This window comes from Corallococcus praedator (assembly GCF_003612125.1).
GTDB classification, from domain to species: Bacteria; Myxococcota; Myxococcia; order Myxococcales; family Myxococcaceae; genus Corallococcus; species Corallococcus praedator.
Genome location: NZ_RAWI01000811.1, coordinates 1 through 783, shown reverse-complemented (window position 1 = coordinate 783; position 783 = coordinate 1). Strand labels below are relative to the sequence as shown.

At 68.1% G+C, this 783-nt stretch carries 1 protein-coding gene; it reads right to left on the bottom strand.

The window, feature by feature from the left end:
• Positions 1–712: peptidylprolyl isomerase (locus D7Y13_RS41905; protein WP_147452663.1), on the bottom strand; the 712-nt coding region annotated here is incomplete at its 3' end.
• Positions 713–783: the final 71 nt, after the last annotated feature.

Genomic DNA, 783 nt, shown 5'->3' with positions numbered 1-783 from the left:
TGCCGTCCTTGGAGGCAATGGCCTCGCGGGCGGCCTTGGCGGCGTCCTTCGCGGCGGCCGGGGCCTTGGCCGCCGGGACGCCCTTGGGCGCCTTGTCGCTCAGCGTGACGCCAATGAGGATGACCGGCGTCTGGGGCCGGTCCTGCGCGCTGCGGGGCACGTTGGAGATCTTCTCCACCACGTCGTAGCCGGAGACGACCTCGCCGAAGATGGTGTGCCGGCCGGTGAGGTGCGAAGGCGTGGAGGTGGTGATGAAGAACTGGCTGCCGTTGGTGTTCCGGCCCGCGTTGGCCATGGCCAGGATGCCCGGCTTGTCGAAGCTGCGGCCGCTCTGGAATTCATCCTCGAAGCGGTAGCCCGGGTCGCCATTGCCGGTGCCGGTGGGGTCGCCACCTTGAATCATGAAGCCCGGGATGACGCGGTGGAACACGCTGCCCGAGTACAGGGGGCGGTTCACTTCCTGGCCCGTGAGGGGATCCGTCCAGCGCTTCTCACCCGTGGCCAGCCCGACGAAGTTCTCCACCGTCTTGGGCGCGTCCTTGGGGAAGAGCCGCACGATGACGGTGCCCTGGTTCGTCTTCAGGGTCGCGTAGAGGTCCTTGCCGGCCTGGACCTTCTTCGTCCAGGGGCCCACCTTCGCGCTCGAAGCCGGCTCGGCGGCCAGGACTCCGACAGCGAAAAGGGCCACGGTGATACCGAGAAGACGGTGCATACGGGACGGCCTCCAGGGCACGAAAGCGCGGACCCTACCCCCCACCCCCCGTCCCTTATACACATCTCCCC